20 protein-coding genes and 5 tRNA genes are annotated in these 19,942 nt (G+C 44.7%); 18 read left to right on the top strand and 7 right to left on the bottom strand.

The window, feature by feature from the left end; translation table 11 throughout:
• Positions 1–4: 4 nt before the first annotated feature.
• On the bottom strand, positions 5–124 hold the full coding sequence (gene lptM / locus ACUM5Y_RS15555; RefSeq protein ID WP_445977796.1) for an LPS translocon maturation chaperone LptM: 120 nt from the start codon (positions 122–124) through the stop codon (positions 5–7).
• Positions 125–299: 175 nt separating this feature from the next.
• Between lptM and ACUM5Y_RS15550 the strand changes: the two genes are divergently transcribed.
• Positions 300–1,232 carry a hypothetical protein gene (locus ACUM5Y_RS15550; RefSeq protein ID WP_445977788.1) on the top strand — a complete coding sequence of 311 codons (933 nt, stop codon included), beginning with the start codon at positions 300–302 and terminating at the stop codon, positions 1,230–1,232.
• A gap of 76 nt (positions 1,233–1,308) precedes the next feature.
• Here ACUM5Y_RS15550 and argH read toward each other — a convergent pair whose 3' ends face one another.
• A complete protein-coding gene (gene argH / locus ACUM5Y_RS15545; RefSeq protein WP_445977787.1) occupies positions 1,309–2,715 on the bottom strand; it encodes an argininosuccinate lyase in 1,407 nt (468 codons plus the stop codon).
• A 157-nt stretch (positions 2,716–2,872) separates the two neighbouring features.
• Here argH and hemC point away from each other — a divergent pair, with 157 nt between their 5' ends.
• From hemC to ACUM5Y_RS15525, 4 genes are read left to right on the top strand one after another with little or no spacing between them, the layout of a single operon-like run.
• Positions 2,873–3,796 (top strand): hydroxymethylbilane synthase, encoded by a 924-nt coding sequence (hemC, locus tag ACUM5Y_RS15540; protein WP_445977786.1) that lies wholly within the window; start codon positions 2,873–2,875, stop codon positions 3,794–3,796.
• A gap of 9 nt (positions 3,797–3,805) precedes the next feature.
• The gene (locus tag ACUM5Y_RS15535) at positions 3,806–4,567 is read left to right on the top strand and encodes a uroporphyrinogen-III synthase (RefSeq protein ID WP_445977785.1); all 762 of its coding nucleotides are present in this window, start codon (positions 3,806–3,808) and stop codon (positions 4,565–4,567) included.
• The gene (locus ACUM5Y_RS15530; RefSeq protein WP_445977784.1) at positions 4,557–5,951 is read left to right on the top strand and encodes a uroporphyrinogen-III C-methyltransferase; all 1,395 of its coding nucleotides are present in this window, start codon (positions 4,557–4,559) and stop codon (positions 5,949–5,951) included. The genes ACUM5Y_RS15535 and ACUM5Y_RS15530 overlap by 11 nt, the downstream gene beginning before the upstream one ends.
• A complete protein-coding gene (locus ACUM5Y_RS15525; protein WP_445977783.1) occupies positions 5,948–7,183 on the top strand; it encodes a heme biosynthesis HemY N-terminal domain-containing protein in 1,236 nt (411 codons plus the stop codon). Before ACUM5Y_RS15530 ends, ACUM5Y_RS15525 begins: the two co-directional genes overlap by 4 nt.
• 81 nt (positions 7,184–7,264) lie before the next feature.
• On the opposite strand, the gene ACUM5Y_RS15520 is transcribed toward ACUM5Y_RS15525, so the two are convergent.
• Both ACUM5Y_RS15520 and ACUM5Y_RS15515 read right to left on the bottom strand, forming a co-directional pair.
• Positions 7,265–8,176 (bottom strand): bile acid:sodium symporter family protein, encoded by a 912-nt coding sequence (locus tag ACUM5Y_RS15520; protein ID WP_445977782.1) that lies wholly within the window; start codon positions 8,174–8,176, stop codon positions 7,265–7,267.
• 47 nt (positions 8,177–8,223) lie between these two features.
• Positions 8,224–8,409, bottom strand: coding sequence for a hypothetical protein (locus tag ACUM5Y_RS15515; protein ID WP_445977781.1), 186 nt, complete (start codon positions 8,407–8,409; stop codon positions 8,224–8,226).
• 89 nt (positions 8,410–8,498) lie between these two features.
• Here ACUM5Y_RS15515 and yaaA point away from each other — a divergent pair, with 89 nt between their 5' ends.
• On the top strand, positions 8,499–9,272 hold the full coding sequence (yaaA, locus tag ACUM5Y_RS15510; protein WP_445977780.1) for a peroxide stress protein YaaA: 774 nt from the start codon (positions 8,499–8,501) through the stop codon (positions 9,270–9,272).
• A gap of 59 nt (positions 9,273–9,331) precedes the next feature.
• Here yaaA and prmC read toward each other — a convergent pair whose 3' ends face one another.
• The 3 genes from prmC to hemA are packed head-to-tail and all read right to left on the bottom strand — an operon-like array spanning position 9,332 to position 12,532.
• Entirely contained in the window at positions 9,332–10,168 is an 837-nt protein-coding gene (gene prmC / locus ACUM5Y_RS15505; RefSeq protein WP_445977779.1) for a peptide chain release factor N(5)-glutamine methyltransferase, read from the bottom strand.
• A 3-nt stretch (positions 10,169–10,171) separates the two neighbouring features.
• Entirely contained in the window at positions 10,172–11,260 is a 1,089-nt protein-coding gene (gene prfA / locus ACUM5Y_RS15500; protein WP_445977778.1) for a peptide chain release factor 1, read from the bottom strand.
• A 3-nt stretch (positions 11,261–11,263) separates the two neighbouring features.
• A complete protein-coding gene (gene hemA / locus ACUM5Y_RS15495; protein WP_445977777.1) occupies positions 11,264–12,532 on the bottom strand; it encodes a glutamyl-tRNA reductase in 1,269 nt (422 codons plus the stop codon).
• 231 nt (positions 12,533–12,763) lie between these two features.
• Between hemA and ACUM5Y_RS15490 the strand changes: the two genes are divergently transcribed.
• From ACUM5Y_RS15490 to ACUM5Y_RS15435, 12 genes are all read left to right on the top strand, one after another.
• A complete protein-coding gene (locus tag ACUM5Y_RS15490; protein WP_445977776.1) occupies positions 12,764–14,539 on the top strand; it encodes a CDC27 family protein in 1,776 nt (591 codons plus the stop codon).
• 2 nt (positions 14,540–14,541) lie between these two features.
• Positions 14,542–15,123 carry a lipoprotein insertase outer membrane protein LolB gene (gene lolB / locus ACUM5Y_RS15485; RefSeq protein ID WP_445977775.1) on the top strand — a complete coding sequence of 194 codons (582 nt, stop codon included), beginning with the start codon at positions 14,542–14,544 and terminating at the stop codon, positions 15,121–15,123.
• 4 nt (positions 15,124–15,127) lie between these two features.
• Positions 15,128–15,985 carry a 4-(cytidine 5'-diphospho)-2-C-methyl-D-erythritol kinase gene (gene ispE / locus ACUM5Y_RS15480; RefSeq protein ID WP_445977774.1) on the top strand — a complete coding sequence of 286 codons (858 nt, stop codon included), beginning with the start codon at positions 15,128–15,130 and terminating at the stop codon, positions 15,983–15,985.
• Between the two features lie 63 nt (positions 15,986–16,048).
• Positions 16,049–16,996 (top strand): ribose-phosphate diphosphokinase, encoded by a 948-nt coding sequence (locus ACUM5Y_RS15475; RefSeq protein WP_445977773.1) that lies wholly within the window; start codon positions 16,049–16,051, stop codon positions 16,994–16,996.
• Between the two features lie 68 nt (positions 16,997–17,064).
• Entirely contained in the window at positions 17,065–17,643 is a 579-nt protein-coding gene (locus ACUM5Y_RS15470) for a 50S ribosomal protein L25/general stress protein Ctc (RefSeq protein WP_445977772.1), read from the top strand.
• Between the two features lie 19 nt (positions 17,644–17,662).
• Positions 17,663–18,247, top strand: a complete 585-nt coding sequence (gene pth, locus ACUM5Y_RS15465) for an aminoacyl-tRNA hydrolase (RefSeq protein ID WP_445977771.1) — start codon at positions 17,663–17,665, stop codon at positions 18,245–18,247.
• A gap of 27 nt (positions 18,248–18,274) precedes the next feature.
• Complete coding sequence (ychF, locus tag ACUM5Y_RS15460; RefSeq protein ID WP_445977770.1) at positions 18,275–19,366, top strand: redox-regulated ATPase YchF; 1,092 nt, start codon at positions 18,275–18,277, stop codon at positions 19,364–19,366.
• Between the two features lie 112 nt (positions 19,367–19,478).
• A tRNA-Gln gene (locus ACUM5Y_RS15455) sits at positions 19,479–19,553 on the top strand.
• A gap of 7 nt (positions 19,554–19,560) precedes the next feature.
• Positions 19,561–19,637 (top strand) — tRNA-Met (locus tag ACUM5Y_RS15450).
• Between the two features lie 10 nt (positions 19,638–19,647).
• A tRNA-Gln gene (locus ACUM5Y_RS15445) sits at positions 19,648–19,722 on the top strand.
• Positions 19,723–19,738: 16 nt separating this feature from the next.
• Positions 19,739–19,815, top strand: a tRNA-Met gene (locus ACUM5Y_RS15440).
• 17 nt (positions 19,816–19,832) lie between these two features.
• Positions 19,833–19,907: transfer RNA gene (locus tag ACUM5Y_RS15435), tRNA-Gln, on the top strand.
• Positions 19,908–19,942 lie beyond the last annotated feature (35 nt).

Raw genomic sequence — 19,942 nt, 5'->3', positions numbered from 1 at the left:
ATCCTCAATTTGACGATGACGCTTGTTCTACTTCAATGTTTTTTTCTGGTAAATACAGGGCACCCTTGTTACCACAAGACATTAAAATCACAGCAAAAAAACATATTGAAACGCATTTTAGCATCATCTCTATCTCTTCTATTTTTGATGGCTACAGTATACTGGTAGCCCGCTAGATTCCCAACCCTAGTCTAGAAATTACTCAGAATTTCATCAGATTAGACAAATATGCGGCTAGCTCTTGAATTTATAAGCTTTACCTCAAGCTATTGAGCTATACACTAGCCAAGGTTAACCATTTGATCGAAACAGAAAGAACGCTCGGGATGAAGAAGAATACACTGCCAAAAATTATTGCTTTGATATTTGCCATTATGGCGCATCTACTCATCCTACACTTGTGGCTAGCAGATGATGAGGTGGCGGTTAGCCTTCCAAGCAATACCGCCTCACAAAGTAATTTCGAGATTTCGCTACTTCCTCAAACTGATGCGCCAGCGGAAAACACTGCGCCATCCATACAACAAGACACTGAGTCAACTAAGGGCGAGGTGGATACCAGCACGCCAGCCAACACTCCTCTAATTGGCACTGAAAATGAGGCGCTTCCACTTAGCGACATCAAAGATTTCGTCGCCTTTCCTCAAGAACCTGAAGATAACGGAGAAACATTTTACACAGACGAATCAGATAATTTAACCACAGATGCTAGCGAATCCGCCCTAGAAACAGATGACTTAAATGAAAGTAAAAATGAAGTAGATGAAACTAATCTAGCGGATACTGACCAAACTTCTGAGACTAGTGATACACAACCTAAAGCAGGGCACGAGGTAGTAGATACCGAAGCGGAATTTACAGACCTACGTAAAATTGAAAAACCATCGCTTTTAAATGTAGAAATTGACGAGCATGAAAACGCAACCAACTCAGCTACCGAAAAAGTCTTCTCTCCGACGCTAAAGGAGCAAATAACATCATCACAGAAAACACAAAAAGAGTATTTGAAGGCGCAAACAAAGGAAACTCGCTATCCAATTACCGAAGATGCGGACGGCACTCGATACGTTAATATAAAAGGGGTTTGCTGGCGTATTCCTAAAGACAACCAAAAGGAAGAATGGACAGTGGTACTTTCTGGTTGTGGTGGGCAAACCAAGACATTCCTGTTTGAGCTGAACATTGCACCAGATATTTTAGGGACCGATTCTCCATTTAATTTACCCCAATAAAAAACCCCTTAGTGACAGAGGTTATCCACCATCACTAAGGGGTTCGACTCGCTTAGGCTAACGAGCTACTAACGGGTTAGGCCATACGTTGCGTCAATTCAGCTTTGGCGCGCTCTACTGCTTTCAACACTTGTGCTGGAGCCGTGCCACCCACATGATCTCGTGCTGCGACAGAGCCTTCTAGAGTCAGTACATCGAACACATCCTGTTCAATCATACTGCCAAAACTCTTAAGCTCTTCAAGGGTCATTTCAGACAAGTCTTTGCCCTCTTTAACACCGTAACCTACTGCTTTACCAACCACTTCATGGGCATCGCGGAAAGCCACACCTTGACGAACAAGGTAATCTGCAAGATCCGTTGCGGTAGAGAAACCACGACGCGCCGCTTCGTACATAGGCTCTTTACGAGCTTCGATAGCAGGGATCATGTCGGCAAATGCGCGTAACGACCCTTTCAAAGTATCAACTGTATCAAACAAAGGCTCTTTGTCTTCTTGATTATCTTTATTGTAGGCCAAGCACTGAGACTTCATCAGTGTTAACAGACTCATTAAATGACCATAAACACGGCCTGTTTTACCGCGTACCAATTCAGGCACATCTGGGTTTTTCTTCTGAGGCATGATAGAAGAGCCTGTACAGAAGCGATCTGGCAAATAAATAAAGTTAAACTGGGCAGACGCCCACATCACCATTTCTTCCGCCCAACGGGACATGTGCATCATGATGATGGATGCAACAGATGTGAACTCGATGGCAAAGTCACGATCACTCACTGAGTCCAATGAGTTATAAGTTGGGCGCTCAAATCCCAATAACTCTGCTGTCATATTACGATCAATAGGATACGTTGTGCCTGCCAATGCCGCCGCACCAAGAGGCAAGATATTGATGCGCTTACGGCAATCAACTAAGCGCTCGTAGTCACGCTGCATCATTTCATACCAAGCCATCAAATGGTGACCGAAAGTCACTGGCTGAGCAGTTTGTAAGTGCGTAAAACCTGGCATGATGGTGCTGGCTTCTTTTTCTGCCAAACTTAAAATGCCCTGTTGTAGTCGTGTCACTTCTTCTAACAGAAAATCCACTTCGTCACGCATGTAAAGACGAATATCCGTTGCTACCTGGTCGTTACGCGAACGGCCTGTATGCAGTTTTTTACCTGTTATACCAATTTTTTGTGTTAGGCGAGCCTCGATGTTCATGTGTACATCTTCAAGTTCTACCGACCACTGAAATTCGCCATTAGCAATTTCCGTTTCTATTTCCGTTAAACCTTGAATAATCTGATCACGCTCTTCTTCCGTTAGCACGCCAACCGCGGCTAACATTTTACCGTGTGCAATCGATCCCTGAATATCTTGTTTTGCCATTCGTTGATCAAACTCAACGGAAGCGGTAAAACGTGCTACAAAAGCATCTACAGGCTCAGAAAAACGGCCACCCCATTGCTGGTTGGTGGTTTTATTCGTATCAGTCATTCAATCAGTTCCCAGACAAATTAAAACAGCTGCCAAGAGTACCCTAAGCGCCACTACATATAAAGTACAGAAGGATGACGCTGGCACGCTTAACGAGTATGATTGACGATAAATTTGATAAAAATATCCCTTAGAAGCCCCATCGTTAGGAGACTTTGTGAAAGATAAGATTGTGATCGCCACTCGTGAGAGCCAACTGGCATTATGGCAAGCCGAAAATGTAAAAAGCCAGCTCGAACAACGCTACCCAGACCTTCAGGTAGAACTCTTAGGAATGACGACCAAAGGCGATCAAATTTTAGACTCCCCTCTATCCAAAATTGGCGGCAAAGGTTTATTTGTCAAAGAACTAGAAAGTGCCTTGCTTGATGGCCGTGCCGACATCGCGGTTCACTCAATGAAAGATGTCCCAATGCATTTTCCTGAAGGGCTAGGGCTTGCCGTAATCTGTGAGCGTGAAAATCCTACTGATGCGTTTGTTTCCAACAACTACAAAGAACTGGATCAATTACCAGAAGGTGCTGTGATTGGCACTTCCAGTTTACGCCGCTCCTGCCAGTTAAAAATGCAATATCCTCACTTAGTCATTAAAGAGTTACGAGGCAACGTAAACACCCGCCTAAGAAAGCTCGATAATGGTGAGTATGATGCCATCATTTTAGCCACAGCGGGCTTGCTACGCCTTGAAATGGCTGACCGCATCCAGCAAGAAATTCCCGCCGAGTTAAGCCTACCGGCAGGTGGTCAAGGCGCTATGGGCATTGAGTGCCGCACCGACGACCAAGACACATGGCAGTTACTTAGCCCTCTTCAACACGAAGAAACAAGCTATCGCGTAATCGCGGAGAGAGCCGTAAACGAAAGACTTAATGGTGGTTGCCAAGCCCCTATCGCTTGTTTCGCACTACTTGAAGAAGACCAAATTTGGCTCCGTGGCTTAGTGGGAAGCCCCGATGGTAAAACCATGATCACAGGGGAAATTCGTGGCACTAAAGCACAAGCTGAGCAACTTGGTGTGCAACTTGCCGATGACTTATTGGCTCGCGGCGCAGACCAAATTCTAAAAGACTTATATAAGTAAAGAGACGGAATGCCACACAAAATTCTGATCACTCGGCCTGAGCCAGAAAATGCGCAGACCTGCCAGCGACTTGCTGAGCAGGGCATTATTGCTGTGCCTCTGCCCATGATGTCTATTACCCCTATTACAGACAAAACGGAAATCGCTAAAATTCGTTCACAAGTCTTTAATATTGATGAATATGATTACGTGATTTTCGTTAGCAAAAATGCAGCAAGAGCCGCCGCAGAATGGCTAGACGAATGTTGGCCCATGCTGCCCGAAAAAGTTTACTGGATAGGGATAGGCCAAGGCACCACCCAAACCTTAATTGCAGAGGGTATTCCAGCCTTATCCAACCCAGGGCATACCAGTGAAGATTTATTAGACTGGCTCAAGCCCGTAAAAATGACTGGCCTTAAAATACTGATCGCTCGCGGCTCAGAAGGCCGCCCCACTTTAGGAGAAAAACTCTCCCAAAGAGGAGCAAAAGTGAGCTATCTTTCTCTATATGAAAGAAAAAAACCCACATATAGTGCTCAAACTTTTGTTATGTTACCCGATATTAATAAAATATGGGCAACCAGTGGGGAAAGCCTGCAAACATTAACGGAATATACCTTAGCTCTGAAAAAAGCATGGCTGGACTATCCATTATTTGTCCCCAGCCAAAGAGTCGTACAACAAGCCACGGAAGCTGGCTGGAAAAATGTTATATGTGCCGACGGTGCGGATGACTTTAGCCTATTAAAAGCAACTGAACTTCATACAGGAAGATCGAATGACAGATAATAATGAGCAAGTAGCACAACAAAAAGATGCGGACCTAAACAAGTCGGACGATAAAAAAAGTAGCAATGCTCCCCATCCTGCTCAATCTAAAAAAGCCATCAAGGTTGGCACAACATCCTCTTCTAATAAACTAGCCAGCCTTGCTATTGGTCTATCTGGTATCGCTTTATTAAGCAGTGCTTGGCTTTATTACCAAAGCACTAACAACCAACAAAGCTATCATGAAATTACCACACAGCTAGGCACCCTTAGCCAACAGCAAGACACTCTAAACGCCCGAGTCAATAAACAGGGTAATCAGCAAGTCCAGCTGAACGCCATCACCAAAGAAATCAAAAGCCTCCAGCAAGACAGTCAAAATACAACAGCAGAATTCACCTTAGCACAGACTAATCAAGCAGAAAAAATCCAGCAGCTTGAAGCTAAATTGAATCGTTTGAACAACACCACTAAAGAAGATTGGAAGTTGGCTGAAGCTGAGTACCTAGTCCGCCTTGCCAATCAAAGGCTATTGCTGGAATCAGACAGTGCTGGCGCCGAAGCTCTGCTCAGCAATGCGGACAATATATTAAAAGAACTAGAAGACCCTATTTTCTTTAGTGCCCGAAAAGCGATTGCCAAGGACATACAATCACTGAAAGCCGTGAGCCAATTTGACCTAGAAGGCCATTATCTGCAACTGGACGCCTTATATGAGCTAATCCCTCAACTCCCACAGCGAGAACCCTCTAAAGCTTGGCAGGAATCCGCAAAACAAACAGAGCAAGCCCAACAAGAGTCCATTGAGCAAGCCAATGTATTTGCCAGCACCCTTGAAAAGCTTTGGTTATCCATACGCTCTCTTGTAGTGATTAATTATCAGCACAAGCCAATTGAAGCGCTTTTGCCACCCGCTGAATACCAGCAACTCATTACCGGCCTACAACTCCAAGTAGACGTGGCTCAAGTCGCGCTCGTCAAAGGTGAGAGCAATATCTACCAGCAAGCCCTTGCTCGTGTTGCCGGCGCGATTACAGAACACTTTGATACCGACTCTCAACGCGTCACAACCTTCTTGGCAAGTCTCACGGCATTACAGCAGATTAATCCAAATCCGGACTTACCTTTACCTAGAGATTCACTGCTTGCCATGCAATCTCTTATGAGTGAATGGAAACAACGCAGCTCAGTACAAAACACTGAAGCAAATTCAGAAGCGCCTGCTCAGACCCCAGCATTGGATAAAGAACCTAGCAATGCACCAGAAGACACGGCATCTTCAGCGACAGCCGCGCCAACGCAAGTTCCTAATCCACCACAGGAAGAGCCAACGACCAGCAATACACCTCCTGAACAGAGTGACAGCACCACGCTAAACACTGAAGTAACAGGAGAGCAGGTATGAGAAAGTTTCTCTTCTTACTGGTCATCATGATGGCGGTTGGCGGTGTATTAGGACTGCTAATGCGACAAGACAGCGGCTATGTTCTCATTGCCTATAATGGCGTTACCCTTGAAACCAGTTTATGGGTGTTGGTGGCGGCACTCATCGTGACATTATTTGTGTTGAGCTGGGTAAAGCGCATTTTGTTTATCACTTTAAGGCCGAGCAACTCACTGGCCAAAGTCACCGGTAACCTTGCTCAAAAACGCGCATCAAAAAATACCATTCGAGGCATGCTGGAGCTTATTGGGGGCAACTGGAATAAAGCAGAAAAACTGTTAACCAATAGTGCTGATCGTGTTCCTTACCCTTTGATCAACTACATTGGCGCGGCTTATGCTGCCAGTGAGCAAGAAGAGCATGAACGATCTAAATCCCTGCTTCGCAACGCCCATCAGGCAACCCCAGAAGCTGAGTTTGCCATCGGCTTTGCCCAAAGCCAAATACAGATGCGTCAAAAGCATTACGAGAGCGCTCTTGCTTCCTTGTTGCGTCTGCAGAAGCTCAAACCTAAACACAAACAAACCCTAAAAATGCTGGTTTCCGTGTACACCCAACTTAAAGATTGGGATGCTTTGCTTGCCCTAACACCGACGCTAAAGAAGTACGGCATTTTTGATAACGATAATATGTTTGAGTTAGAGCGCAATGCTTTCTTAGCACTGTTAGACAAGATGAAGTTTCGAAACAAAATGGGCGACAATAACAAAGAGCTCGTTCATGACATCGAAACCCTTTGGCGTAAACTTGACACCCTAGATCAAGATCAGCGTATGCAACAGCTTTATGCACAAACCCTGATCACCTTTGGAGATGAAGCCAAAGCTGAAAGCTTTATTCGCACCAGCCTAAACAAGAAGTGGTCCGAAGAGCTGATCTACGAATACGGCCAACTAACCGAAAACAATACTCGTAAACGCCTAAGTCAATGTGAAAGCTGGTTAAAGAAGCACACCGAGAGTGCTAACCTTTACTTAGTGTGCGGTCGACTCAGTCAATCATTACAGCTGTGGGGCAAAGCCCGTGACTATTACGAGCAAGCTTTCTCTTTAGACTCGCAGAATGAAGCAATGGCCGAACTTAGCCGTTTATTGCATGCACTAGGCGAAACACAAGCCAGCAACGAAATGCTAATGTTTAGCCTAAAACAAGCGAGCCATCATCTAAAAGAGCTGCCGCTGCCTCATCATTAATTAAGCACCATGGTTAAGAACGCAAAACGCCGCTAACAAACTAATGCTAGCGGCGTTTTTATTTACCTAAAGAATACTCTCTTAATCCTTTAACACCTTATTGAGCCACCGAACAATCACAGGCAATACTGAGGTTGGTATCTGTAAAGCACCAACCATGGGCAGAAAAGCCGGACCAAGTAATCCACCAGCAATACTGTAAGTAAGCAATACGTTACGATTAGCCGAAGTCAGGGCTGCGGTTAAGGCAACAGCTTTGCCACAACGTTGGTAAAAGCAATAAGCCAATCCAAAAAAGATACAACACAAGCCGATGGCAATAAGAAAATAGTTAAGGGCCATCCAAGGATCTTCATCAAACAATAAGCGGAAACTACCAACCAAACCGAAAGGAAAAGCAAACACCAACAAAATGGTATAAGGGGAGATTTTTGCCAACACCCGTTGTAGCTTCTCCTCTGGACAAAACCCATGCACGATAAATGAAATCAGCATGGGTCCAAAAATAAAAATGACTAAGCGAATAAAGTAGGTAACCAAATCAAGATCAATACGCCCTTCTTGAAATAGCAGCAAAGCCATCATAATACTAATAGGCAGCAAGAGTGTACTCGCAATAGTCATGGCCATAGCCCCTAAACTATCAAAGCCTAACGCTCTGATAATCGCAGGCGTGGCAAATAATGAGCCTGTTGCAGCCACCCCTACTACGGCCAGTAAAAGATCATGATCAAAACTCAGCAATTTGGCGAACAGTGCCACCACCAGCATCATCATAAAAGAATGCAACAAAGCATATCGCCACACAGCAAAGCTCTTCAGGCGCTCGACCAACAGTTTTTGCTTCATGCCTAGCAAAGTCAGAGCCATCAAGAAAAAAAGCACTATGGGTAAAAAGGGGAATATCGCCAGAGAAATTCCTGGGAGCAAGAAGCCTAAAACGGCAATAAGAAACATAAGCAATAGAGAGTGACGCACAACAAAAGCGAGCAAGAGACATTCCTTTGACTAGATCGACCAGCTATAGACCCGGCCTATTATTATTTTTTTGTACTAGAGAATAACTTATTATTTTCCGGCAGCTCAGCGATCTCAACAGGCCAGTTTTCACGAGCTCGGTCGAATTGATCACGCAATGCTACCAGTTCATCCCCAGAAGTCGTCAGGGTTTGATCACCCGCCTGTGGTTTTTTTATCTTCGGGAATGGAATTAAATTATTCTTCATAAATTATCTCTATTAAAGCATTCTCTAGATATCTATCGGCACTCTATGGATAATCTTAAGCAAACGCAACGGCGAACAACGGAACTTATATGAAATTTTTAATATCACCAGCAAAAACTCTAGATTTAACCTCACCGCCGACGGTGGAGGATAATAGCCAACCAAGCTTGCTCGAGCACTCTCAGGAGCTGATCGATACTATAAAAGATTACACTCCAGCACAAATTGCTAGTTTAATGAAACTTAGCGATAAATTGTCTTTATTGAATGTCTCACGCTACCAAGAGTGGCAACAGAGTCACACCCAAGACAATAGCCGACCAGCGGTTTACACCTTCATGGGTGATGTTTATACAGGTTTAGACGCCTACTCCCTTAGTGTCGAAGATATAGCTTATGCCCAGAAAAACCTCCGTATCCTCAGTGGTTTATACGGCCTATTGAAACCGCTAGATCTAATGCAAGCTTATCGCTTAGAGATGGGGACCAAGCTGACCAATAACCGAGGTAGCAACTTATATCAATTCTGGGGCGATATTATTGTTGATAAACTCAACAGTGAATTAGAAGACGGTGAACTTGTGGTAAACCTGGCCTCAAATGAATACTTTAAAGCCGTCAATAAGAAGAAGTTAGCGGCTCGCTTGATCAGCCCCAACTTTTTAGATGAAAAGAATGGTCAGTTCAAAGTGATCAGCTTTTACGCCAAGAAAGCCCGAGGGTTAATGGCTCGCTACCTGATTGAAAACCGCTGCCAAACTTTGGCGGACATCCAAGCGTTCGATCTAGCGGGTTATCGCTTTGACCCAGAGCAATCAACGCCTGACGCTCCGATATTTGTTCGCCCAGAAAGCGCACAATAAAACCACAACCATAGCTAAGGGGCTTATTTCCCCTTAGCTATAAAACCTCAAAGCTAGCTTTAGGAATAATGCCCTAAAGTGACCCTATCGTTGCCGCCATAGTCTCGAAAGCTTTCTATTTGCTCGTAACCTTCTGCGGCCAATATTTCTCGAACCTGTGCCGCTTGATCATAGCCATGCTCAAAAATCAAACAAGCCCCCTGAGCTAAATAAGCTTTTGCTTGCATAACAATATGACGAATATCCGCGAGACCATGCTCTTCTGCTATCAAGGCCGTTTTAGGTTCAAAACGCACATCACCTTGCTCTAAATGTTGATCCGCAGGGTCAATATAGGGGGGATTAGAGACGATGAGATCGAATGGCGCTTCGCTCTCCAACTGCTCAAACCAGCTACTCTGTCTAAAATGAACACTCAAATCATGACGCTGGGCATTACGCCTTGCCAATGCCACTGCCTCATCAATAAGATCTACCCCAATTACTTGGGCATGATGACACTCTGATGCCAGAGCTAATGCAATCGCTCCTGTACCAGTACCCAAATCTAAAATACGGCTAGCCGCTTGAGAGGGCACCTTAGTCAAAGCAACCTCTACCAAACGTTCCGTATCCGCCCGGGGAATTAAGGTACAAGGGCTGACTTCGAGATCCAATGTCCAGAACGCCTGCCGTTCTAAAATATAAGCGATTGGCTCCCCTGTTAAGCGACGCGCCAGTAGCGCTTCAAAAGCCACCAGCTGTACGTCATCAACAACTTTATCGGGCCAAGTGTAAAAATAAGACGTAGAGACTTCTAACACTTGCGCCAATAATAACTGCGCATCAAGCAAAGCACTTTCATAAAAAGGCGCTAAGCGCTGACTCGCACTTTTCAGCAGCGCTTCTATTTGCATGGCTTAGTTATCGCCACTTAATGTCGCAAGCTGCTCCGCCTGGAATTCATTCACCAAAGGGTTGATCAACACATCCAAATCACCGGTAACGATTTCATCCAATTTGTATAAGGTTAAGTTAATACGGTGATCGGTAACTCGCCCTTGAGGATAATTATAGGTACGGATACGTTCCGATCTGTCACCACTGCCCACTAGGGATTTACGCGCTTCGGATTGCTCGCTGGCTGCTTTTTCTTGCTCAGCAGCCAACAAACGAGACGCTAACAAGGACATGGCTTTAGCACGGTTTTTATGCTGTGAACGCTCTTCCTGACACTCCACAACAACACCCGTTGGAATATGCGTTAAACGGATCGCTGAGTCGGTTTTGTTAACATGCTGACCACCCGCACCAGAGGCTCTGAAGGTATCAATACGCAAATCCGCTTTGTTGATATTGATATCCGCCACTTCGTCCATTTCTGGCATTACTGCCACGGTACAAGCAGAGGTATGAATACGACCTTGGGATTCTGTTGCTGGTACACGTTGTACGCGGTGGGCACCGGATTCAAACTTCAATTTTGAATAAGCACCTTCCCCAACAATACGAGCGATGACTTCTTTGTAACCACCATGTTCACCTTCGCTGGCGCTAACGATTTCAACTTTCCAACGTTGAGTTTCCGCATAACGGGAATACATACGGAACAGATCACCAGAGAAGATAGATGCTTCATCACCACCTGTCCCCGCACGTACTTCTAAGAAAACGTTTCGCGAGTCATTCGGGTCTTTCGGAAGCAAAAGTTTTTGTAGGGTCAGCTGCAACTCTTCTTTCTGCACCTGTCCCTCTTTCATTTCTTCGACGCCCATCTCTTTAATATCGGGATCGGAGTCGGTCATCATCACTTCAGCTTCTAGCAAGTTTTCTTCAACTTGCTGATATTCATTGAAACATTTCACCACAGGCTCTAATTCCGCATACTCTTTTGAATAAGCACGGAACAAGTCCTGATCCATAATAACTTCAGCAACACCTAACAGGGCCGCTAACTCTTCGTAACGATCAGACAAGCTTTCTAATTTTGATTTTATCGATTGTTTCATTTTTTAATGGTCTTTTTCTTCGTCTATACCCAATACACTCGATGCGATGTTCAACGCTTGCTGATCAGCATCCGCCCCGGCATCACGCAAATAGCGAGTGGGGGCATGAATGAGTTTGTTCATTAATCCATGAGCCAGTTTCGTCATCACTTGCTCTGGTGCTTGGCCTGTTTCTAGGCTTTTTAGTGCTTTTTCTAATTCTTGATTCTTGATGGATTCCGCCGCTTGGCGAAAGGTAACAATTAAATCGGAGACTTTTCTCGACTCCAGCGCTCGCAGGTAGAGTTCTACCCCTTCATCAATAATGCTCTCTGCCGCTTTCGCGGCATCTTGCCTTGCTTTGACATTTTCTTCAATAACCGAATGCAAATCGTCGACTGTGTACAAGTACGCATCTTTTACTTCTTCAACTTCAGGCTCAATATCTCGTGGCACGGCAATATCCACCAACAAGATAGGCGCATGGCGACGCTGAGCCGTAGCCCGCTCCACCATACCTTTACCGATAATAGGTAATTGGCTGGCAGTGGAGGAAATAACAATATCAGCCTGTGACAAATAGTCACCAATATCCCCAAGCAGGATAGCTTCTGCCTGAAGATCTGTGGCTAACTTCTCGGCACGGGCTAACGTTCGGTTAGCAACGATCAGACGTTTAACGCCGTTTTCTTTCAAATGCCTTGCCACCAACTCTATCGTTTGGCCGGCACCAATCAGTAATGCGGTACTTTGGCGGATATCAGCAAATATTCTCTGCGCCAGACTAACGGCAGCAAAAGCGATGGAAACAGGATTCTCGCCAATGGCCGTGTCTGTTCGTACACGCTTGGCGATGGAGAAAACACGCTGAAATAACGACTCTAATTCTGAGCCTAAACACGTCCCTTCTTGGGAAACCGCATAAGCAGATTTTACCTGCCCTAGAATTTGCGGTTCACCTAAAACTAAAGAGTCTAACCCTGAGGCAACACGCATAACGTGACGCACACTATCGGCTTCGAAATGTGAATAACAGTATTTTCGTAAGTCTTGTTTATCTAATCCATGATACTCGGCTAACCAATCAATGATTTGAGCAATGCGCTCTTCATTATCCACAGAGCAATAAAGCTCGGTACGGTTACAGGTAGACACAATCACTGCTTCATTTGCCTTTTGGTCAGCAACCAAGGAAGACAAGGCATTTATCATTTTCTCAGGGGCAAAAGCCACGCGTTCACGTATCGCTACAGGCGCAGTTTTATGGTTAACACCCACAGTAATTAGCGGCATCAGGAAACTCTTATAAAAGAACGAGATCTTAAGATCATGAAAGGAGGAGACATTGCCCCAACACGACTTTTCGTTATAAAAACTGTATTATACGAGAATTTGATTGCTTTTCTAACCTGTTAGTTCAATAAAACTAATAGGAATATTTCATAGCAATAGCTGACAGAAGCAGCTACGAACGATAATATAATTCATTGAAATCATATTTTTGAGAAAATGATGCCCTTAAGCATGAAAGCGAAGATCATAGAGACACGCTTGCTATTGATAAAATCATCAATGGTCAGCCTGTTATCGCTTATTGCTTTATTAGGTTGCGGCACGACTTCCGAGAAAAACCCAACTAGCCACTTAGCTTCTACACCTTCATCAAGTGAAGCAAACCAGCCAACTCCACATCTTGAGGATCTACTCAGCGCTGAGTTTACATTACAACGAGTCGGAGCGGATGCGGCTTATCCACAGTTTTACGAGCTCGCACTCCAATCAAAAGAGTTAGAGCTCACTAAACGACTAACAGAGATCGCCTTAGCCACTCGCAACACGTCTCACGTCGTCGACAGCACAGGCCTGTGGCTGACCATTGACCCTCAGGATCCCGAAGCTTATGCGATCAAAATGCAAGCCTTATTAAAAGCTCATCAGCCGACGGCAACGGCGAACATGCTTAGAGATGCACTAGATAATCAAGCATCACTTGAATTTTTGCCTGCTTTTTTAGAGAAAAATCTAAATGAGAACAGTCTAATAAGCACTCTGGCAGATGCCCTCAAACTGCTACCAGAGCTTCAACCACAAAACAAATACGTGCAACTTACTCGGGCACGTATACATTACCTTGATGGTCAATACCCTCAAGCCATTAGCATCACCAAACAATTACTTAAAAATCATCAGTACAAAGATGAAAATACCTTTCTAATTCTTGCTTACAGCCAAGAGAAAATGGGCAATCTAAAAGCAGCCATAAAAGCTTTGCAAGCCTCTTTAGATAATCACCCAGAAAGCCTAGATACGTTAACACCGTTATTAGAATTCCTCGTACAAGGTAAAGAACCAGATACTGCTTATAAAACCTACCAAGACTATAAAGTCAGCTCGACACATAAATTTCCCCTCGCCATTAGTTTTAGCAGTGTTCTTCTTAAATTCGAACACCCTGATTTAGCGTTAAAAGTGCTCGAAAAGCTTCCTAATACAGAACAAAGACTGGCTGAACAAGCCACCTACCTTTCTGCTCAAGCATTAGCTCGATTAGACCGCAAAGCAGAAGCCATTCAAAAAATGGAGGCCGTTGAAGGCGTGCTCCGCTCTAGTGCAACCAACCAAATAGCAGTGTGGTTATACGATGAAGCTAGAGAAGAAGAAATCAATACTATGATACTGCGTCGCCTTCAAAGAGAGAGCGCCCCAGAAGAAATTGCTAATATTAGCCAATTACATCAAGAAAAAGGCAAGAGCCAACTTTCCTTGGAACTACTCACTAGGGCTTTAAACAGTTACCCCGAATCCAATATGCTGCGCTACCAGAAAGCGCTGTTGTGCGATTCTCTAGATCTTTGGCAAGATGCCATTACAGAGTTTAAAACCCTTTTATCCAAAGACCCTCACAACCCGCAATACCTTAATGCGCTTGGCTACACTTTACTCATCCGCACGCCAAACTTAAAAGAAGCTATGGGCTATATTGAATTAGCTTACGAGCAATCAAATAATGACCCAGCCATTATCGACAGTTTAGGCTGGGGCTTCTTCCTCATGAACGAATTAGAACAAGCCGCTTATTATTTGAAAAAAGCCTGGTCTATTCTTCCTGACCCTGAAATTGCGGCACATTACGGGGAGTCTTTGTGGAAGCAAAAGAATTATCAGCAAGCCATTAACGTCTGGCAAGCGGCTTTAAAAGAGTCGCCCAATTCAGCTTTATTGTTAGACACTATCAATAGGCTTTCACCGACGCTCATACAATTCGCCTCTCAACCGTCTGCCAATACACCGGAGCAGTAAACATGCTTTTCAGAGTTTTTTTTCTCATTTTCGCCAGCTGTTTACTTATTGCGTGTAGTAGCCAACCCTCTGGCCCTAGTACACCGCCACCGACGAACGCTGCTAACATTATTGCTTGGGATATTTCAGGGCGCATCGGCATCCGCACTCAAGATGACGCGTTATCTGGAAACTTTAGCTGGCAGAAAAGCGCCGAAACCTTTGATCTCAATATTTCAGGGCCATTTGGACAAGGCGCCACTTCTTTAGTAAAAGAAAAAGACGCTTTGGTTACCCTAGCCTACGATGATAAAACCGTTATGGGAGAGAGTGCTAAGCAGTTATTAGAGGATGAGCTAGGTTGGGCTTTCCCTGTCGAACAGGTTGCTTACTGGGTTCGAGGTTTAACCAGCCCAAATTCTGCTGCAGTGATTATTCCATCGGACGAGAATTTGGAGCAGATCCATCAAATTGATCAAGATGGCTGGCTGATCGAATATAAAAGCTTTACAACGGTAAGCGAGCTAGAGCTACCCCAAAGAATTCAAATTTCAAAAGCACCTTATAGAGTGAACCTAATCATTAATCATTGGACCATTCAATAAACTAATGAAACTCCCCTCCCCAGCAAAATTAAATTTATTTTTACACATCACAGCACAAAGGGAAGACGGATATCATAACCTGCAAACCGTTTTCCAATTTATTGATCTCTGCGACCAGCTAGAATTTAAATTAACCCATGATGGTGACATTCGATTGGCACCAGAAATCCCTGACCTACCCTGTGAGCAAAACCTTATTTATAAAGCAGCCAAACTCTTACAGGCCTATCGTCAGGCACCTACTTCAGGCATCAAAATAACCTTGGAGAAACAATTACCTATGGGTGGGGGGATTGGTGGTGGCAGCTCGAACGCAGCAACTACTTTACTAGCACTTAATACACTCTGGAACTGTCAACTGAGCCTAGAGGAACTGGCTAAAATTGGCTTAACTCTAGGGGCCGATGTCCCCGTTTTTGTAATGGGTTTTGCGGCCTTTGCAGAAGGTGTCGGCGAACAATTATTACCTGTTGAACCAGACACACCTTACTATTTGCTCGTAAAACCCAATTGTCATGTATCTACCGCTCAAATTTTTACCGATAAGTATTTGACAAGAGACACCCCTCCCATCAAAATATCGCACGCCTTGACACTGGACGGGCATAATGACTGTCTAGAGGTGGTAAAAAAACACAATCCTGAAGTAAATGAAGCCTTTTCATGGTTACAACAACATGGAAACGTTAAGTTGACCGGTACGGGTGCATGCCTATTTATGGCCCTCCCCTCAAGAGCAGAAGCCGAAAGGCTAAAACTCATGGTTCCGGACAAATGGCAGGCTTGGGTTTGCAAAGGGTGTAATAGGTCACCAGCTCATAAAGCATTAGACCAGTGGATAGAGCATAATAGAGGTGTGTAGTCATAATAATCTACACCCTTCGCCAGTCTATTTTCATCGCTACAAAATACAAGGGTATACACAGTGTCCAAGTTGATGGTTTTTACCGGTAATGCAAACCCTGAACTCGCTCGCAGAGTGGTACGCCGTCTAGGGCTACCAATCGGAAATGCAACAGTAGGTAAGTTTAGCGACGGAGAGATTACGGTCGAGATTAATGAAAATGTTCGCGGTAAAGACGTTTTCATCATTCAATCTACATGCGCCCCTAGTAACGATAATTTAATGGAGCTCATCGTCATGGCAGATGCCTTACGTCGAGCTTCTGCAACACGAGTTACTGCCGTTATCCCTTACTTCGGATATGCGCGCCAAGATCGTCGAGTACGCTCTGCTCGTGTGCCAATTACGGCTAAAGTTGTAGCGGATATGATTTCTGCTGTTGGCATCAACCGAGTTTTAACGGTTGATTTGCACGCAGATCAGGTTCAAGGGTTCTTTGATATCCCTGTGGACAACGTTTACGCAACACCATTGTTGCTGGACGATCTGCAACGTCAAGGCCACGAGAATATTACCGTGGTTTCTCCTGATGTTGGCGGTGTTGTTCGTGCTCGTGCCTTTGCGAAGTTACTTGATGATGCTGACTTGGCTATCATCGACAAACGTCGCCCACGCGCAAACGAAGCGCAAATCATGCACCTTATCGGTGATGTGGAAGGCAAGACCTGTGTATTGGTCGATGATATGTGTGATACCGGCGGCACCTTGTGCGCTGCTGCGAAAGCACTAAAAGAACATGGTGCGTCCAAAGTACTCGCGTACTGTACACACCCTGTGTTATCTGGCAAAGCCATTGATAACATTTCGAATTCTGTGCTCGATGAGTTGGTTGTGACTGATACCATCCCATTGACACCTGAGGCACTTAAGTGTCCTCAAATACGCCAGTTGTCGATGTCTGACATCATGGCGGAGGCGGTTCGTCGCGTATGCAACGAAGAGTCTATCAGTGCCATGTTTGGGGCCTAAACCAAACACTTTCGCTCGGAATGGGTCGCAGTTCTGGGCACAACTTTATTATTTATTAGGAAATAACCATGACATTATCTATTAATGCCGTAGCACGTAATCTAGAAGGTAAAGGTGCGAGCCGCCGCCTTCGCAAAGAAGGTCAAGTACCTGCTGTAATTTACGGCGGCGATGTTGCCCCTCAATCTGTTTCTTTCAAAGACAACGAACTGCTTAAAGCAGTTTCTACTCCTGGCTTCCTTACTGGCCTAGTAGAAGTTTCTGTTGAAGGTAAAACTGAACAAGTATTGGTTAAAGCACTTCAGCGTCACCCAGCTAGTGGCGACGTTATGCACATGGACCTTCAACGCGCTCAAGCTGATAAAGTGATCACTACTCGTGTTCCTCTAAACTTCATCAACGCTGCGAAAAGTGAAGGTGTTAGCAAGCAAGGTGGTCGTTTGACTATCGAAGCGAAATTGGCAGAAGTTCGTTGCCTACCAGCTAACCTACCTGAAGCTTTGACTATCGATGCTATCGACGGTCAACTTGGTCAAATCTTCCACTTGTCTGATGCTCAGCTTCCTGAAGGCGTTGAGTTAGTTGCTTTGCTTAAAGGCGAAGACCACGATCAGCCAATCGGTCGTATCGACAAGTCTAAGCGTTAAGAGCATTGAAGGCAGTATTGTGGCAGGTTTCAAATTATTAGTCGGTCTGGGTAATCCAGGCAGCGAATACGAGAACACTCGCCATAATGCTGGCGCTCAGTGGATAGAGGCATTGGCTCGTCAGAGCCAATGCCTTTTACGTTCTGACAAGAAGTTTTCAGGACTGTTTGGTAAAGTTTCTATAGCTGGTGAAGAATGCTATCTACTCATTCCCACCACCTATATGAATTTAAGTGGCAAGGCGGTTCAAGCGGTTTGCCAATTCTATAAAGTCCTTCCTCAAGAAGTCCTCGTCGTCCATGACGAATTGGACATTCCACCTGGCAGCGTTAAATTAAAACAAGGTGGCGGCCACGGCGGCCACAATGGCTTAAAAGACATTATCGCGAAACTTGGCAACAACAAAGAATTTGCACGCTTAAGGCTTGGCATAGGCCACCCAGGGCATGCCAGCCAAGTAGCAAATTATGTTCTTAAAAAGGCCGCGCCAGATGAGTACGCTAAAACCATGCAAACGATCGATGAATCGTTGCGCTACGTTGATGACATAGTTAAAGGTGACTTAAACCGTGTCATGAATCAACTACACAGCTTTAAAGCATAATCACACACATTATTCAGGATCTTCATTATGGGTTTTAATTGCGGCATCGTTGGCTTACCTAACGTTGGTAAATCCACTCTTTTCAATGCTTTAACCAAAGCAGGTATTGGTGCAGAGAACTTCCCTTTTTGTACCATAGAACCAAACGCTGGCATCGTTGCTATGCCAGACCCTCGCCTTGATGCTCTAGCAGAAATCGTTAAGCCTGAGAAAGTGCTGGCGACGACCATGGAATTTGTTGATATTGCAGGCTTAGTAGAAGGCGCTTCCAAAGGTGAAGGTCTGGGTAATAAATTCCTAGCCAACATACGTGAAACCGATGCTATTGCCCATGTTGTCCGTTGTTTTGAAGACGACAATGTTATCCACGTATCAAACCACGTGAACCCAAAAGCCGATATCGAAGTTATTAACCTTGAGCTTATCTTTGCTGACATTGAGTCGATTGATAAGCAATTACTGCGCACCGGTAAAAATGCAAAAAGCGGTAACAAAGAAGCCATTGCCCACAAAGCTTTCCTTGAAAGCATTAAAGAGCACTTAGAAAACGGCTTACCTGTGCGCTCTATGGACCTTACTGACGACCAGAAAAAAGAAGTTAAGCTTCTTCATCTGTTGACCACTAAGCCTACCATGTACATTGCTAACGTCTCTGAGGATGGTTTTGAGAACAACCCTTACCTAGACGAAGTAAAAGCCATTGCAGCCTCTGAAAACGCCGTAGTCGTGGCTATCTGCAATCAACTTGAAGCTGAAATTTCTGAACTAGACGCAGAAGAAATGAAAGAGTTTCTTGATGAAATGGGTATGGAAGAACCAGGTCTAGATCGCGTTATCCGCGCAGGGTATGAGTTACTAAATCTTCAAACATACTTCACCGCTGGGGTAAAAGAAGTTCGCGCTTGGACCGTTAAACAAGGTGCAACTGGCCCTCAAGCAGCAGGGGTTATTCATACGGACTTCGAGAAAGGTTTCATCCGTGCTGAAGTGGTGGGTTACGAAGATTTCATCCAATATAAGGGCGAAAATGGCGCCAAAGAAGCTGGCAAATGGCGCCTAGAAGGAAAGGATTATATTGTCAAAGATGGCGATGTGATGCATTTCCGCTTCAATGTTTAATTAATATCAAGAATTTAACAAAAACACTTGACCCATTAACGGGTTATATGAATAATATCGCGCCACAGAGACAGCAGATCGTTTTACGAAAACTGTTTTTGTGTGTGTCTGTTGGGGTATAGCCAAGCGGTAAGGCAACGGGTTTTGATCCCGTCATGCGTAGGTTCGAATCCTGCTACCCCAGCCACAGACATGGCTATGTAGCTCAGTTGGTTAGAGCACATCACTCATAATGATGGGGTCACTAGTTCGAATCTAGTCATAGCCACCAATTCGATAATTGGGGTATAGCCAAGCGGTAAGGCAACGGGTTTTGATCCCGTCATGCGTAGGTTCGAATCCTGCTACCCCAGCCATCGTCACACAGAATTAGGCTATGTAGCTCAGTTGGTTAGAGCACATCACTCATAATGATGGGGTCACTAGTTCGAATCTAGTCATAGCCACCATTCTAATTCTTTTCTATTGGGGTATAGCCAAGCGGTAAGGCAACGGGTTTTGATCCCGTCATGCGTAGGTTCGAATCCTGCTACCCCAGCCAGAAAATCTTCTTTCCTTCATATTCTTTATTTATCT

It is taken from the genome of Marinomonas dokdonensis (assembly GCF_052747885.1).
The sequence above is the reverse complement of the archived record's forward strand: the minus strand, read 5'-3'. Positions and strand labels throughout refer to the sequence as shown.